This window comes from Pseudoalteromonas sp. BDTF-M6 (assembly GCF_018334135.1).
Classification (GTDB): domain Bacteria; phylum Pseudomonadota; class Gammaproteobacteria; order Enterobacterales; family Alteromonadaceae; genus Pseudoalteromonas.
The window spans coordinates 362,073-377,671 of record NZ_JAGXTQ010000001.1; the positions used below are offsets into that span (position 1 = coordinate 362,073).

Here is a 15,599-nt window from a genome sequence, read left to right on the forward strand (position 1 = left end):
CATAACCTTTGAACGGTCGGCCATGATAACGTTAAATAATTATAGATGTAATCCCAGGGATCGGTTTTTTAGCTGATCAGACCAAGTTGTTTTACGAATTGGTTGATGATGCGCTCGGTGGCGCCCCACAACACCCCATAGGGCGTGTTGAGCAGCGGAAATTCCAAGGGTTGGCCATGGCGCTCGACGACCAGCGGGTACCAGTTTTCCTGTACCGCCAAGGTGGCAAATGGAATAAAAAAGGCGGCATCCACTTCATTGCGGTCCAGCTGCCAATGGGCACCGGGGTGCAAATAGGCCAGATAGGGGGTAATGACCATGCCACCCAGGGTTTCGATCTCCCCGAGGTGGCCGACAATATCCACCTCGCGGGCGGCAATATTGAGCTCTTCGTGCAACTCGCGCAGTGCGGTGTGTTTTAAGCTGGCGTCCTGGCGCTCTTGTTTGCCACCAGGGAAACACAACTGACTGGGGTGGCTGCGTAAATGGCGCGGGCGTTTACACAGCAGTACTTGGGCGCCCTGGGGCGAGTCGCTAAGCAGCATAACCACGGCGCTGCGCCGTTTTGGGTGGCGCTTGGGCTGCGGGTCTTTAACCACAGAGAGGTTAAAGCGGCTGATCAACTGGGCACAGGTACTGGCTGGCAAAAGGCGATACTCACTCTAATACGGGTAAGATTTTATTTACCTTATGGTAGGTTTCCTGGTATTCCAAATCAACGTTTGAGTCGGCCACTATGCCGCCGCCGGCCCAACAATAGAGTTGCTGGTTGTGGGCCACCAAGGTGCGAATGGTGATGCTGGTATCCATATCGCCGCAGGCGCTCAAGTAACCGATGGAGCCGCAATAGGCGCTGCGTCTGTGTGGCTCCAGCTCTTCGATGATCTCCATGGCGCGGATTTTCGGCGCGCCGGTGATAGAGCCACCGGGGAAGGCGGCGCGCAATTGATCAATGGCGGTTTTACCTTCCGCCAGTTGGGATTGCACCGTGCTAACCAAATGATGCACCGCCGGGAAGCTCTCGATAGCAAACAGCGAGGGTACGGTGACGCTGCCGGGCTTGGCTACTTTACCTAAATCGTTGCGCAGCAAATCCACTATCATGACGTTCTCGGCGCGATCCTTTGGCGAGCTCGCAAGTTGCTCGGCCAGGGCCTTGTCTTCTTGCGCGTCTTTACTGCGTGGCAGTGTGCCCTTAATGGGCTTGGTTTCCACTTGCTTGTCTTTTACCTCGATAAAACGCTCCGGCGAGATGGACAGGATGGCGCCTTGGGTTAGACGAATAAAGGCGGAGAAAGGTGCTCGGTTATGCTCGCGCAGACGCTGATACGCTTGCCATTCGCAGCCTTGATATCGGGCGCAGAAGCGTTGCGCCAGATTGATTTGGTAACAATCGCCGCTGCGCAAATAGTCCTGGATCTTAGCAAATTGCTGCGCATAAAAGGCATAGCTCATATTCGATTGCCATGTTGAGCTCAGGGCAAATTCTTCGCTCTTAGCGGGAGTATTAAGCCGATCGAGGTATTTTTGTAATCCGGCTTCGGCGTCGATACTAGGCTGCGCCAGGTAATACCATTGGTTGGCAGCCTTATCGAAGATCAGCGCATCGAGATACAAACCGATTTGCATCTCGGGCAGGTTAATATCTTTTTCGGCGGTTTCGGGCAGGCGCTCCAATAAGCGACCCAGGTCGTAGCCAAAATAGCCAAGCCAACCGCCGTTAAAGGGCAGGCCATAAGGGGCTTTGTCCTGACAAAGTTCGTTGAGCTCGGCCTGCATCTGCACAAAGACGTCTTGCTCTAGGGGCTGGTCGTCCAACATGGCTTTGCCATCTTCGACACTGAGCCATTTGCTAGGGGCAAAGGCGATGATGTCATAGCGACTATTGACATGGTTATCGCTTGCCGAGTCGAGGAAAATGGCGCCCGGCAAATGGTGAAAATGGGTAAAAACATCACAGGGTTGTGCCTGTATTGGCGCCTTGATGCAGTGCAATTGCGATTTTGTCATTATCTTCAACTCGAAGAACTAGCCCGAAACGGGCTGGGAGGGTATCATAAGTTACACTTTTTCAGAAGTCGCGGTCTCTCACCGTGCGCACGTCACCGAGTTGTCGTGCTTGCCATCACTTTATTTTGGCACCACGACCCAGTATGAAGGAAGAATTATGAGCACTATTCGTCAGCAAGACTTCATCGACAGCATTGCCGATGCGTTGCAGTACATTTCGTTTTATCACCCATTGGATTTTGTTCAGGCGCTTGAAAAGGCATATAACAAAGAGCAAAACAAAGCGGCAAAAGATGCCATTGCACAAATCCTAATTAACTCACGCATGTCTGCTGAAGGTAAACGTCCACTGTGTCAGGACACGGGTATCGTAACCTGTTTCGTTAAAGTCGGTATGGACGTGAAGTGGGACAAAACGGACATGACGGTGCAGCAAATGGTTGATGAAGGTACCCGTCGCGCCTACCTAAATCCGGATAATCCACTGCGTGCCTCTATCGTTGCCGATCCGGCCGGTTCACGTAAGAACACCAAGGACAATACGCCATCTGTTGTGCACATCGACTTGGTACCAGGCGCGGAAGTGGAAGTGATGATCGCGGCCAAGGGCGGCGGCTCTGAAAACAAAACCAAGATGGTGATGTTGAACCCGTCGGATGATGTCGCCGAGTGGGTTGAAAAAACCTTGCCAACCATGGGCGCTGGCTGGTGTCCGCCGGGCATGCTGGGTATAGGTATCGGCGGTACCGCTGAAAAAGCCGCGGTACTGGCAAAAGAATCCCTGATGGACCCGGTTGATATTCACGAGCTAATGGAGCGTGGCGCCGAGACTACAGAAGAAAAACTGCGTCTGGAAATCTTCGAGCGCGCTAATAAAACAGGTATTGGCGCACAAGGTCTGGGCGGTTTAACCACGGTTGTTGATATCAAGGTTAAAACTGCGCCAACGCACGCGGCCTCTAAGCCGGTGGTGATGATCCCTAACTGTGCGGCGACCCGTCACGTACACTTCACGCTAGATGGCAGCGGTCCGGCCGACCTTAAAGCGCCAAAGCTTGAAGACTGGCCAGAAGTGACCTGGGAAGTGGGTGCCGACACCCGTCGCGTAAACCTTGATACCTTGACCAAAGAAGATATCAAAGAGTGGAAGATGGGTGAGACCGTGCTGCTAAGCGGTAAAATCCTCACTGGCCGTGATGCCGCCCACAAACGTCTGCAAGGTATGATCGAAAGCGGCGAAGGCATGCCAGAGGGCGTGGACTTCACTAACAAATTTATCTACTACGTGGGCCCGGTTGATGCGGTTGGCGATGAAGTGGTAGGCCCTGCAGGCCCAACAACTTCTACCCGTATGGATAAGTTCACCGACCTGATGCTGGAAAAAACAGGCCTTATCGGCATGATAGGTAAAGCAGAGCGTGGCCCGGCAACCGTTGAGTCAATCAAAGAAAATAAAGCGGTTTACCTGATGGCCGTCGGCGGCGCCGCTTACCTGGTTGCTAAAGCAATCAAGAAAGCCCGTGTCGTGGCGTTTGAAGACCTAGGTATGGAAGCTATCTACGAATTTGAAGTAGAAGACATGCCGGTAACCGTAGCGGTGGACAGCGAAGGTGCCAATGCGCACACCCAGGGTCCGGCTATTTGGAAAGCAAAAATCGAAGAATTAGACGGCGCTTTAAAGTAATGTCTAAACCTTAGAAAAAGAGCGCTTTGGCGCTCTTTTTTATGGAGTAAAAAATGATAACAACAACTCGTATCGCCGCCGCATTGGCGCTAAGTGGTCTCAGTCTAAGCGCTCAAGCCGATGTATTGACAGTAGATAAGCTTAACAGCCTAAACAAAATTCACAGCGTGGCGCTGTCACCGGATGGCAACACCCTGGTCTACGCCATTAAAACGCCAAAGGGCAGCGAGCTTTATGCGCAGGCGTTAAATGCCGCTGGCGCAGCAGGGCAGGCGCAGCCAATCACACAATTAACCTACAGCGCCGGTACCGAGTCGGATGTAAGCTTTAGCGCCGACGGCAAGGGTATCTATTTTCTATCGCCGCGCTCGGGTTCGCAGCAGCTTTGGTATTTGCCATTAGCCGGCGGTGAAGCCAAACCCATCAGCCAATTTCCACTGGATATTGAAGGCTACCGTCTAAGCCCGGACAACCGCTCTTTGGTGGTGACGTTTGACGTCTATCCCGAGTGCGACTCGCTCGCCTGCACCGTGGAAAAAGACAAGCAGCAGCAAGAGGTGGCCCATAACGCCCAGGTCTACGATAGCCTGATGGTGCGTCACTGGGATCACTGGAATGACGATAAGGTCAGACATTTGTTTGTTGCTGGCATGGGCAAGGATCTTATTAAAGATGCCAAGGACCTGACCCCACAATGGCAAACCGATGTTCCGGCGAAGCCTTTTTCCGGGATGGAAGAGGTGGCGATCAGCCCAGACGGGCAAAAGGTGGTGTTTAGCGCCAAGGTGAAAGCCAAGGATAATGCCTGGAGCACCAACTTTGACCTGTTTGAAGTAGCCATTGACGGCGGTGAGGTTCGTAACCTTACCGAGGATAATAAAGCCTGGGACTCGAGCCCGCAATTTTCCAGCGATGGTCGTTATCTGGCCTACAAGGCCATGAGTAAGCCGGGCTTCGAGTCGGATAAATTCACTCTGCAATTGATTGACCTGCGCAGCGGCGAGCGCCAGGCCTTGGCATCGCAGTGGGACAGAAGCGTCGGCAGCTTTAGCTTTGGCGCCAATGGCCGTGCCATCTATGCTACCGCTAAAGATCTAGGGCAAACCAGCTTATTTGAGGTGAGCACCGCCTTTGGTGATGTGCGCAGCCTGTTCTCCGACGGTTACGTCGGCGATGTGCTGGTGCAGGGGCAGCAGATCATCTTCTCGCGTCACGCCCTTAATTCACCCAAAGAGCTGTATCGCATTAACCGCGATGGCGCCGGCCTAAGCCAGCTTACCGAGGTGAACAAGTCTAGCCTTGATACCCTGCAACTGGGTGAGGTGGAGCAGTTTACCTTTACCGGCGCCAATGATGATCCCGTGTATGGTTATCTGGTTAAACCGGCCTTATTCGATCCCCAGCAGCGTTATCCGCTGGCGTTTTTAGTGCACGGTGGCCCACAGGGCTCATTCGGTAATATGTTCCATAGCCGTTGGAATGCGCAGCTGTGGGCGGCACAAGGTTATGGCGTGGTGATGATCGATTTCCACGGCTCGGTTGGCTATGGCCAGGAATTCACCGACTCTATCTCCCGGGATTGGGGCGGAAAACCACTGGAAGACTTACAAAAAGGTCTGGCGTATGTGAAGAGCAGCTACAAGTGGCTTGATACCGATAACGGTTGTGCACTGGGTGCTTCGTACGGCGGTTATATGATGAACTGGATCGCCGGCAACTGGCCAACGGGCTTTAACTGCCTGGTAAACCACGCCGGTTTGTTCGATATGCCGAGTTTCCATCAAAGCACCGAAGAGCTGTGGTTCGCCGAGCATGAAATGGGTGGGCCGTTCTGGGCCAAAGACGCGGATTATAGCCGTTATAACCCAGCGAACTTCGTTGAAAACTGGCAAACGCCCATGTTAGTAACTCAGGGTCTGAAGGACTATCGCGTCCCTTATGCGCAAAGCCTGGGTGCCTTTACTACCTTGCAGCGCAAGGGCATCGACTCGCGCCTGGTGGTTTACCCGGATGAAAACCATTGGATCCGCAATCCAGACAACTTGAAGCACTGGTATGAGCAAGTATTTACCTGGATGGCGAAATACACTGGCAGCTCTGACCAGTAACCCTTGGCTGGCGCTTTTTCGGCGCCAGCTCCCACCATCACTGGATTCGACATTTTCCCCACGCGTATTAAAATATTTACATAATTGTTGCCGTTGACGTAAACGTCACAAGGTGAGGGTTAGATGTTATAATTTAGCAGGCATGAAGTGGTTCCAGAATCTGCTTCAAGAGACTTTGATGAATATATTTTTCTAAATAAAGTTTGCATGGGGATATAATATCCACATTGTTAACCAGCTACGACTTTATCATCTCATTATGTGGCAAGGGACGCGACTTAGTGATAGAGTCAGCGGCAATTTCAGCACACCCGTATCTCGGGTATAAAGTTCGGAGAATAATAGTGGCTGTATTTAATCAAGTTGACTTCGATAACCACGAACAAGTGGTATTTTGCAGTGATAAAGAATCAGGCCTTAAGGCAATTATCGCCGTTCACAACACCAAGCTAGGTCCAGCGGTAGGTGGTTGTCGCCTTTGGAACTACGCCAGTGACGAAGACGCAATAACCGACGTTCTGCGCCTATCTAAGGGCATGACTTATAAAAACGCGGTAGCGCGTTTACCGTTCGGCGGTGGTAAGTCAGTGATCATCGGTGATGCGAAAACGATTAAGTCAGAAGCATTGTTCCGTGCTTTTGGTAAACAACTAGAGCGTTTAGGCGGTAGCTACTACTCGGCCGAAGACGTAAACATCACCACGGGTGACGTGATGATGATGCACAAAGAGACCAACTATGTAATGGGTCTTGAAGGCAAAAGTGGTAACCCATCGCCATTTACCGCACTAGGTACTTTCCTGGGCATTAAAGCGGCGTTCCAGCATAAGCATGGTCACCAAAACCTTGAAGGCGTTAAGGTAGCGGTTCAGGGTCTAGGCGCGGTTGCTTATGATCTGTGTAAACACCTACACAATGCCGGTGCTGAGCTATTCGTAACAGATATCAACGAAGAGTCGGTTACCCGTGTGGTTAACGATTTCAATGCCACTGCCGTGGGCATCGATGAAATCTACGACCTGGACGTGGACGTATACGCACCTTGTGCCCTAGGCGCAACGGTTAACGACAACACCATCCCTCGTCTTAAGGCAAGCATCATTGCCGGTTGTGCTAACAACCAGCTAGCCGAACCTCGTCATGGTGAAATTCTACGTGAGAAGGGCGTACTTTACGCACCAGATTACGTGATCAACGCCGGTGGTATCATCAACGTATACTACGAGACTAAGCCAGAAGGTTACAGTGCCGAAGCGGCTACCAAGCACGTGGAAGGCATTTACGATACGCTTATCGAAATCTTCCAGCGCTCGGATGTTGAACAGGTATCTACACACGTAGTTGCCGACGAACTGGCAGAAGAAATTATTGCCAAAGGGCTTTAATCTCTTCCTACTTGCGCGTAATTGATTGCGTCGCAATGATGAATAAGGCATGCTCCAGAGCGTGCCTTTTTTATAAGTAATTACCTTATGTCCGCATCCTACACCAACGTCGATTTAGATAACTGGGAAAGGCAGCAGCATTTCGCCTTTTTTAAAGATTTTCAACAGCCTTACTTTAATGTGTGCGTCAGCCTCAGGGCCGAACCCCTGTATGATTATTGTCGTGCCCAGCAAAAGTCGTTTTTCTTGGCCTATCTTTATTTGGCGCATATTAGCGCCGCCGAGTATTGGCCCATGGGCCTGCGGATTGTCGATGGCCGTCCGGTGCATTGTGCCGACCCCAGTATTAGCGTGGTGCAATTAGCACAAGATGACACCTTCCGTTTTAGTTATTTGCCTTCGGCCCAAGGTTTTAGTGAGTATTGCGAGCAGCACCGCCAGGCCAGGACCAAAGCCTTGCAGCAACCCTTGTTTAGTGAGGGCTTTGCCGAGAGTGAAGGGCGCTGCGACTTAATTCATGTGTCCGTGCTGCCCTGGCTTAATTTTTCCGCATTTTCTCATGCTACCCATGAGGGCAATGCCAGTGGTGTGCCTAAGCTGGTCTTTGGCCAATACGACAAGGGGACGGGCAGCATGACACTGTCTCTCGATGTGCATCATGCGCTGATGGATGGTTTACACAGCGGCCAGTTTATTGGGCAACTGCAACAGAAATTTCGCGACCCACAACGCTACCTGAGTGGCGACCTGGCCGACTAGCAGGCCGCTAAGCCAGTAAATATGCGGGGATGAACGTTAAATAATAAGGTAATCCTTTGTAATTGAGCCGCAAGCGTGTAAAGTTATACGTTCATACTGTGTTAAGAATAATTATAACTAAGAGTTCAGATGGGCAAGGTGCGGCTTTTAAATATTCCCATGGCGCTGATGGTCAGCCTGGTTTGCTATGCGTTATTGCTCATACCCCGTGCGAGCATGGCCAATGCAGCCACCGATTATGCCTTATCTGCGCTTGTTCCCTTGGTCGAATCCGAGGCTTCACCGGGAGTTGCCCTCGCAGCGACTTCAGCGGCTGCACCCGCAGTTGCACCCGCATCTGCAGTGAAACCTCTTCCTGAGAACGTCCCCCTTAGCCATTACTTTGCCGAAACCTGGGACACCCGAGACGGACTCCCCCACAATAGTATTAATGCCCTTGCTCAAACCTCATACGGCTATATTTGGGCCGGTACCTGGGAAGGGGTTGCACGCTTTAATGGTCGTAAGTTCTCCTTGTTTACCCGTGGTGATGAGACGGGGTTACCGGACTCCGGCATACGCAGCCTGAGCCTGGATAGCCAGACGAACGAGTTGTATGTCGCCGGCTCCCGCGGCGGCGTCAGCATAGTCAACGGCAGCCCTTGGCAGACATTACCCGCCGCCGCTTACATGATCAACTTTGCCCAGCGCGTAAGCGGTGGGGCATTATGGCTGGCTCTTGAGGACGGCGGCGTGGTACGCCGTCACCAAGGGCAAGAGCAGCTTTTCCTCAGCGGTACCAGTACCTACCATGTGCTTGAACAAGGCGACCGGGTGTGGGTGGCCAGCAGTGATGGCCTATATGTTTATGAAAATGGGCAAATGCAGCGCCCTGACGGGGTTAACGGCGCGCTCAAGGGTATGACCTTTAAGCTGGCACTGGATCATCAGCAGCGTCTGTTGGTGGGCGCCGAGCAGGGTATTTGGCGTGAAGACAACGAAGGCTTTAATCTTCTCGATAAAACTCTGGCGTATGAGTCCGTGTCGGCGGTGTTGGTCGATTACCGGGGCGATATCTGGTTTGGCACCATCAACCATGGCTTGTTCCGCTACAGTGAATTTGGCCTGGAAAAACTCGATGCCAATGTCGGTCTGCCCAGCAATCGTATTCTTTCTTTATTAGAAGACCAGGAACGCAGCATCTGGATTGGCACCAATGCCGGGTTATTTCGTCTGCGTCAGGCACCCTTTACCACCCTAAGCCAATCGCGTGGGTTGTCCGGTGACTATGTGCGTACCTTGCTAAGTCATAGCGACGGAGTATTGTATTTAGGCACCAGTAACGGCCTTAATCGCTATCAAAATGGCCGGGCAACGCCTTTAGCCCAACGCCCGGGCGCGCCCATTTCTGTACTCAGCCTAACCTCCGCAAATAAGGGGGGGATTTTTGTCGGCACTTACACCGATGGCCTGATGTATTTCGACGGCCACAAACTAACCCCGTATTTAAACCGTGACACCGGCCTGCCCAGTAATGAGGTGCGCGCCATATTAGAGCAGGATGATGGTGGGGTGTGGGTCGGTACCGCCGCCGGGTTGGTACACCGTGATAAGCACGGGCAATTGCAGTTCTTCACCGATGAAGATGGCTTGCCCGGCAACTTTATTATGGCGTTAACCCAAGATGATAGAGAACGTATCTGGGTTGGTACCGGAGTGGGGGTGGGCTATTTTGAACAGGGTCAATTTTACCAGGTGCCCTTAACCGATCAATTCGATGCCGAATATGCCTTTGGCTTCTTAATGGAGCCGGGTCTGGTCTGGATGGCCACCGACAGGGGCTTGGTACGCTTCAACAGCGAGACCGGGCAAATGAATAAGGTAGGGAAGGAGCAGGGTTTACCCGTGGATAAGCTGTTTGCCGTGGTGGTGGATGAATTCGATCACTTCTGGCTCAGCAGTAACCGTGGGGTTATTCGGGTCAGTCGTAAAAGTCTCGTTGCCAGCTTAGAGCAACCGCAACGACAAATGGAATACACCCTGTTTGATCAGGGCGATGGCATGCTGAGCTCACAAGCCAATGGCGGCTCGCAATACCCTGCGATTTTGCATAATGACAATAATGTCTGGGTGGCCACCGCCCGTGGTGCCGTGATGGTGGACCCCAATAAATTGACGCGCATGGCCAACGTCGCGCTGCCGGTGAGTATTGAGGCGGTGCAGTTTGACAACCATCCGCAGCAGGCCTATCAAAATACCGTGGTAAAGGTGCCGCCTGAGAACAATCGTATCTCTTTTACCTACGCCGGGCTGGGCTATGTGATGACCGAGCGTATTGAATACCAGACACGCTTATTAGGTTATGAAAAGCACTGGGTCGATCGTGGCAATCTGCATATCACCGAATACACCAACCTGCCGCCGGGCAGTTATCGTTTTGAGGTGCGCGCCCGCTATCCTTATGGTGCCTGGCAACCCAGTGGCGCCGCCGTTGACATTAAAGTGGCTCCCAAGGCCTGGCAGACTCTGGGCTTTAAAGTTGCTGTGGTGGTCATGCTGGTGCTGCTTCTGTTACTGGTGTACCGGTTGCGTTTCTATCACCTGAAACGCTCCGAAGCACAGTTGAAGAAACGGGTGAAGGAGCAAACTCAGGTGCTGGCAAAACAGGCGCAGGCATTTGAGCACCAGGCTACCCACGACCAACTCACCGGCATAGCCAACCGTCGTGCTTTCGACCAATGGCTGGTGGCGCATTTTGCCGAGGCCCAACGAGAGGAGCAAGCGCTCAGCCTGCTGTTGATCGACATCGACCACTTTAAGCAAATTAACGATCACTACTCTCATTTGGTTGGCGATCAGGTCATCGCGACCGTGGTGCAAATTATTGCCCGGTGTTTACCGCCACAAGCCTTGTTTGCGCGTTGGGGCGGTGAAGAGTTTACCATTTTACTCCCCGGTCTTGATGAGGAGGGGGCGCTGCGCTGGGCACAACGTATTCGCCACCAGGTCGCCAGCTATGATTACTCGGTATTGGCCAATGGGCTGCATGTGAGTATCAGTATTGGCGCCGCCGATATCGACTGTGCGGTCAATGCCGATAGGCTGTTATCCCATGCCGATAAAGCCCTGTATCTGGCCAAAGAGCAGGGTCGTAACCGCAGTCTGGGGCATCGTAGGGATTATCTCTTGTGCGAAGAGTTGCCCTAGCGAATATCCACTACCTTGCTGGCTTTTTTATAGCGAATATTCAGGCCACTCCAACTGGGTAATTCCCAGCGTTTCGGCGGATCCTTGCGTTCGCCGCTGTGATAATGGGCTATGACTCGCTTGGCCTTAAATAAATATTCGATGGCCAGGGTCATTCCCGGTAACTCAACGTGCAGTGGAAAGCGCTCCATAAATTCCTTGCCTTGCCAAGGCTCAAGTCCTTGGTAATGCAGATCTTCCGCCTCAATCAGCATTAAATCTTCCTGGCTTTGCACGCCAAGCTCAACGAGTCGGTTGTGCAGATGCTCGCTTGGAGAGGGAACAACCTGTTGCTGCTGGTGATACTGCAGATACAGAGCATGGTAGGCCAGGGCATCGCTGATTTCCTCTGCCAGCCCGGGAAAGAGTGCCCCGGCGAGGATAAGCTCGTTCAGCGCCGGCAGTAAAAGTTCATCGGCTACCCGGGTATCGATATTTGCAAGTGGAACCCCCGCATAGCTGTAGGTCAGCGTGGCTCTTATTTCGCCCTTTAATGCCTCTGTCGTCGTGTCATCTTGAGGATGCCAATAACAGCCGTTTAGCGTTTGGGTTGTTGGCGCATAGTCCAACACCTGTTTTAAAGTCAAAGGCGTGCACAGGGTTGCCAGGGTATCGGCATGCTTTTTACCTTTGCCCGCCAGCGAAAAGGTCGCCAAAACCAGAGCAGCATCCTGGTGCTCGCCGAGCAAGGAGCTTTTGGCGGGGCGAATTTCCTGCTCGCCGTTGCCAAAGCCGCCGCGGCGATTGCTGCGTTTTACAAAAATGCAATCCGGGCGCGCCGTGGCTATGGCCTGTATCAGCGCCTGGTAGTCGAAACGGGCGCTGCGTGATAGTTCCGGGAGCTGATAGGCCGCGCGCAAATAATTGCTGTAGGTTTGTGCTTCCGTTAGGGCGAGGTCATCCAGGTGCAGATAGTCACCGCATTGACCGCGCAGTGCGGTAATACACAGGGCAATATCGCTGTGCTCCAGGTGCTCGCCCATTGCCTTGGCCAAGTTGCTGAGCGTGTCCGGGTTTGGCAGGGTATAAAGCTGTGCCGGTGTGGCAATCACGGCGGCTAGGTCTATCATGGCCTGACGCAGCGTGGAGCTGGGCATTTTTTCTATCAGGTAGCCAAGCTCTGCATCCACGGGCAGGGGATAAATGCGCCGCCCCAGGTCGGTGGCCATCCCTTGTTCATCAATGGCGCCCAAGTTCGTAAGAGCCTGCTTGGCTCGGGCCAGGCTGGAAGGCGCAGGTGGTGTCAGCAGCGCTAGGTTGTCTATGGCGATATTGGCGCAGGCACTGGCTAATACCAGTTCATCGAGGGCTTCTCGTTCTATTTCCACCGGTGTGTGCGCCAACAAGGGCGCATGCTCGCCAAAAAGCGCAATATACAGACCTGGTGCGGTGCGCCCGCACCGCCCTTTTCGTTGCTGTTGTGAGTCTTTGGCAATGGCATCGAGGCCGAGCACGGTTTTGCCTTTACGCAAATGGGTGCGCCGTTCAAGGCCGGAATCTATTACGCACTCGATACCCGGTACCGTCAGTGAGGTTTCGGCGACATTAGTGGCGAAAATAATGCGCCTTTGCTTGCTTTCTTGCATGGCGCGGCGCTGCTCGGAAACCGGGCTGGCACCATGTAAGGCAACGCCTTCGGCGGGTAAATCACGACAGGCACTGAGGCAGCTGGCTATCTCGGCGCGCCCGGGTAAAAATACCAGGATATCTCTCTTACTGTGCGCTAGTGCATAGGCACAGGCCTCGCGCACCCGCGGGGCCAAGTCCAAACGCGAGGGCATACTTTGGCGGTCGTCCGCCAGATATTCACTGTCAATAGGGAAGAGTCTTCCTTCGCTGTACAGGGTTTTGGCGTCTATATAGGCAGCCAGCCGCTCATCATTGAGGGTGGCCGAGGTGACGATAAGGCGATGACCGTTGTGGTGCTCGAGCAGCCCTAATAACAGATCGGTATCCCAGCGGCGCTCATGAAATTCATCCAGCATCACCACATCATAATCGCTCAGCTTGCTCTCAAAAAACCATCGCAAGGCTACGCCTGGAGTGGCGAAGACCACCTGGGTCTGCTCACTGAGCTGGGCTTCGAAGCGAATGGCGAAGCCAATGTCTTCCCCAGGCTTTTGCTGTCTTTGTTCTGCCAGGTAGTCCGCCAAAGAAGTGGCGGCGATGCGCCTTGGCTGGATCACCAGCACGCGGCCAGAGGTAGCGGCCCAAAGGGGTAAGCAGGTCGATTTACCACTGCCAGTGGGGGCATGAACAATAACATTGTGCTGCTTAAAGGCGGCCAAAAAAGCCTGCTCTAAAGCCAAAATCGGAAGCGTCATGATGCGATTTTATTCGTAAATATGTGTCGTTGAGATTGAATTAGCGCGCTAAGGGTCATATTTACAAGTAACTATGTCAAGGAATTAACAGATGATAAATGTTGCATTGATAAGCCTGTTGGTGGCTTTTGTGATCGTATATTGGCAGCAGGACGCGCTGCGTTTGGGTTATTGGCGGCGTAAATACCAAAGCGCCGCGCTAAGTGCGCCGCAAAAGCAAATCTTGCTCAGGGCCATGCCCATATACCGCGCCATGACGGATGCAGACAGGGCCAAGCTTGAGCGCCATATCTGTTGGTTTTTAGGGGAAAAACGTTTTTTAGGTCGCGATGGCCTTAGGGTTAATGAGGCCATGAAGTTGGTGGTGGCGGCCAATGCTAGCCTACTGATGCTCAATAAACCCTGGCCGCTGTATCCCAATGTCAAAGAGATCTTGCTGTACCCCAGTGCCTATTATGCCGATGTGACCGAGCGGGATATGGCGGGCCTGGTGAGTTATCACCAGGTGGTGCGCGAGGGCGAATCCTGGCCCGGCGGCACCTTAGTATTAAGCTGGCATGACGTGCTTGAGGGTAACCGCTTGCCTGGTGATGGCCACAACCTAGTGTTTCATGAATTTGCCCATCAACTCGACCAGGTGACCGGGCAAACCAATGGCACCCCCTTATTGGCAGACAGGCAAAGCTATCGACGTTGGGGTGAGGTGTGTTCGCGTGCTTACAACAAGCTTAAAAGCCATATCGCCTACAATATGCCGCACGTGATGCACGGTTATGGTGCCACCAATGAGGCGGAGTTCTTTGCCGTGGCCACCGAAACCTTTATCGAGAAGCCCGCCGCCATGCGCCAATTTGATGCCGAGCTTTTTAATGTCCTTAAAGACTACTATCAGTTTGATCCCAGTGACTGGCAGCGCTAGGGTCACCCTTGCCAAGCAAAGCTTACATTTTGCCCGATTAAGGATGAGTGTTAATTAATGTGATTATTGTAATTTAATTGTTATTAACATACCGTATCTTACTTCGCCATAACGAGTAATAAACCAAGGAGGGGCGCGATGATAATAAGGATTGTGGCATTAATTACGGTATTTTTGCTGAGCGGTTGTGACATGGCCGCCACCTTTGCCGACATGAACAATAAAACCGAGGCCGTACAGGCCAGTTTGCGCTCCGAGCTAGGAATTGATGCTCAGTTAAGCTGGAATATCCATAATGGGGTGCTGACACAAGTCTCGGTGCACATTGCCGCCGATACTGCTCCCGATGTCCAAGTACAGCAGCTCCAACAACAAATCTATCCCATAGTGCTTAGGCACTTCGACGAAAACCCCCAGGTATTTCAAATTGTATTGCAGTACGAGGAGATGCAGTAGCACTCACCTCGCACATTAAACCCAAGTGAAACAAAACATAAAAGGAAATAATAATGCTTAAAAAGACCTTACTAGCCGTTGTTTTGGCTGGCACATCATTCGCATCGCAAGCTAACTGGCAAGCGGGCGCGGGCTATATGAACCTATCGGATGACGACGCGGGCATCGATATCAGCTTAGATGGTATCTATGGCTCTATCGGTTACAAGTTTGACTCGGGTAACGACTTTTACTTTATGCCTGAGCTGCGTATTGGTACGGGTATTGGCGATGACAAGGTTAATGTCTTCGGCACGAACGTTAAAATTGAAATGGACAGCTTCATTGCTTTATCGGTACGCGGTCAATATGACTTTAATAACGGCTTCTATTTATATGCCGCGCCTTCTTATGCCAACCTAGAAGTAACCGCTTCCGCTGGTGGCGTTTCCGAGTCTGGTGATGATTGGGAATTCGGCTTTGGTGGTGGCGCGGGCTATCAGTTTAGCAAAACCATGGCTGCTGAGCTGTCATACGAGCAGTTTGACGGCACCGATGCAGTGAGCGTGGCCCTTAAATTTGATTTTTAAGGCCTCTTAAGCATCCCTGCGTTTGGTTGCGCTCAACGGCAGCCAAACGTAAAGCGGGCGCAAAACGCGACCCGCACTATACCGGCCACTCACTCATCAGCTTATTTCCTATCACTAGCCTTTGGCTCCGCAATTTTCATCCATCCCTCATTTTTGCCCA

11 protein-coding genes are annotated in these 15,599 nt (G+C 52.4%); 8 read left to right on the forward strand and 3 right to left on the reverse strand.

Annotated features, from left to right (window positions below; all coding sequences use genetic code 11):
• Window positions 1–68: 68 nt before the first annotated feature.
• Together KD147_RS01655 and pabB are read right to left on the reverse strand one after the other, a co-directional pair.
• On the reverse strand, window positions 69–647 hold the full coding sequence (locus KD147_RS01655; RefSeq protein WP_212546649.1) for an NUDIX hydrolase: 579 nt from the start codon (window positions 645–647) through the stop codon (window positions 69–71).
• Window positions 648–657: 10 nt separating this feature from the next.
• Window positions 658–2,010 carry an aminodeoxychorismate synthase component I gene (pabB, locus tag KD147_RS01660; protein ID WP_212546650.1) on the reverse strand — a complete coding sequence of 451 codons (1,353 nt, stop codon included), beginning with the start codon at window positions 2,008–2,010 and terminating at the stop codon, window positions 658–660.
• Window positions 2,011–2,167: 157 nt separating this feature from the next.
• Between pabB and KD147_RS01665 the strand changes: the two genes are divergently transcribed.
• From KD147_RS01665 to KD147_RS01685, 5 genes are all read left to right on the forward strand, one after another.
• Window positions 2,168–3,694: a fumarate hydratase gene (locus tag KD147_RS01665; RefSeq protein WP_212546651.1), complete on the forward strand. Its 1,527-nt coding sequence runs from the start codon at window positions 2,168–2,170 to the stop codon at window positions 3,692–3,694.
• 53 nt (window positions 3,695–3,747) lie between these two features.
• Window positions 3,748–5,802 carry an alpha/beta hydrolase family protein gene (locus KD147_RS01670; protein WP_212546652.1) on the forward strand — a complete coding sequence of 685 codons (2,055 nt, stop codon included), beginning with the start codon at window positions 3,748–3,750 and terminating at the stop codon, window positions 5,800–5,802.
• Between the two features lie 344 nt (window positions 5,803–6,146).
• Entirely contained in the window at window positions 6,147–7,187 is a 1,041-nt protein-coding gene (locus KD147_RS01675; protein WP_212546653.1) for a Leu/Phe/Val dehydrogenase, read from the forward strand.
• Between the two features lie 87 nt (window positions 7,188–7,274).
• Window positions 7,275–7,946 carry a CatA-like O-acetyltransferase gene (locus KD147_RS01680; protein WP_212546654.1) on the forward strand — a complete coding sequence of 224 codons (672 nt, stop codon included), beginning with the start codon at window positions 7,275–7,277 and terminating at the stop codon, window positions 7,944–7,946.
• 129 nt (window positions 7,947–8,075) lie between these two features.
• Window positions 8,076–11,132 (forward strand): ligand-binding sensor domain-containing diguanylate cyclase, encoded by a 3,057-nt coding sequence (locus KD147_RS01685; protein WP_212546655.1) that lies wholly within the window; start codon window positions 8,076–8,078, stop codon window positions 11,130–11,132.
• Here the strand turns inward: KD147_RS01685 and KD147_RS01690 are convergent.
• Window positions 11,129–13,495: a DEAD/DEAH box helicase gene (locus tag KD147_RS01690; protein ID WP_212546656.1), complete on the reverse strand. Its 2,367-nt coding sequence runs from the start codon at window positions 13,493–13,495 to the stop codon at window positions 11,129–11,131. The genes KD147_RS01685 and KD147_RS01690 overlap by 4 nt on opposite strands.
• Before the next feature lie 91 nt (window positions 13,496–13,586).
• On the opposite strand from KD147_RS01690, the gene KD147_RS01695 reads away from it, so the two are divergent.
• From KD147_RS01695 to KD147_RS01705, 3 genes are all read left to right on the forward strand, one after another.
• On the forward strand, window positions 13,587–14,414 hold the full coding sequence (locus KD147_RS01695) for a M90 family metallopeptidase (RefSeq protein ID WP_212546657.1): 828 nt from the start codon (window positions 13,587–13,589) through the stop codon (window positions 14,412–14,414).
• Between the two features lie 138 nt (window positions 14,415–14,552).
• Window positions 14,553–14,870, forward strand: coding sequence for a hypothetical protein (locus KD147_RS01700; protein WP_105189935.1), 318 nt, complete (start codon window positions 14,553–14,555; stop codon window positions 14,868–14,870).
• Window positions 14,871–14,923: 53 nt separating this feature from the next.
• Complete coding sequence (locus KD147_RS01705) at window positions 14,924–15,439, forward strand: outer membrane protein (protein ID WP_212546658.1); 516 nt, start codon at window positions 14,924–14,926, stop codon at window positions 15,437–15,439.
• Window positions 15,440–15,599 lie beyond the last annotated feature (160 nt).

Excerpts from the sequence above, each read along its gene's own strand:
- KD147_RS01685 (WP_212546655.1), top strand. The coding sequence starts at position 8,076 with ATGGGCAAGGTGCGGCTTTTAAATATTCCCATGGCGCTGATGGTCAGC.
- pabB (WP_212546650.1), bottom strand. The coding sequence starts at position 2,010 with ATGACAAAATCGCAATTGCACTGCATCAAGGCGCCAATACAGGCACAA.
- KD147_RS01665 (WP_212546651.1), top strand. The coding sequence starts at position 2,168 with ATGAGCACTATTCGTCAGCAAGACTTCATCGACAGCATTGCCGATGCG.
- KD147_RS01705 (WP_212546658.1), top strand. The coding sequence starts at position 14,924 with ATGCTTAAAAAGACCTTACTAGCCGTTGTTTTGGCTGGCACATCATTC.
- KD147_RS01695 (WP_212546657.1), top strand. The coding sequence starts at position 13,587 with ATGATAAATGTTGCATTGATAAGCCTGTTGGTGGCTTTTGTGATCGTA.
- KD147_RS01700 (WP_105189935.1), top strand. The coding sequence starts at position 14,553 with ATGATAATAAGGATTGTGGCATTAATTACGGTATTTTTGCTGAGCGGT.
- KD147_RS01670 (WP_212546652.1), top strand. The coding sequence starts at position 3,748 with ATGATAACAACAACTCGTATCGCCGCCGCATTGGCGCTAAGTGGTCTC.
- KD147_RS01690 (WP_212546656.1), bottom strand. The coding sequence starts at position 13,495 with ATGACGCTTCCGATTTTGGCTTTAGAGCAGGCTTTTTTGGCCGCCTTT.
- KD147_RS01680 (WP_212546654.1), top strand. The coding sequence starts at position 7,275 with ATGTCCGCATCCTACACCAACGTCGATTTAGATAACTGGGAAAGGCAG.